The following is a 344-nucleotide window of genomic DNA, read 5'->3' on the forward strand; positions in this document are numbered from 1 at the left end:
CCCTGGCTGTTGTCAATTTGATAATAAGTGGTTTTGCTGATGTCGTTGCCATTTACCCATACCTGGGTCTTGCCTGAATACGGATACCCTTTTATCCAGGTAATCTCATACCCGCTGGCAATCCTACCCTGGTAAGTTACATAATAAACTGCACCATCTACAGCCGTTCCCGTCATGTACAGCTTTTGATTGGTAAATCCTAAGGTGTATCCGGTATCGCCACTGTCGGCATATACCGCACCGTTTACATAGTTGACCCGCGCAATTTTGTTCGGGTCGGGACTTAAAATCCGGGCGTTTCCTCCCTGTCCGTGCGGACTGTGGCAGGATTGACAGCCAAACTC

At 48.5% G+C, this 344-nt stretch carries 1 pseudogene; it reads right to left on the minus strand.

The annotated features are described in order from the left end of the window. Positions 1 to 344, minus strand: a pseudogene (locus tag ciss_RS13365) (hypothetical protein); the annotation flags it as partial.

Source organism: Carboxydothermus islandicus (genome assembly GCF_001950325.1).
GTDB classification, from domain to species: domain Bacteria; phylum Bacillota; class Z-2901; order Carboxydothermales; family Carboxydothermaceae; genus Carboxydothermus; species Carboxydothermus islandicus.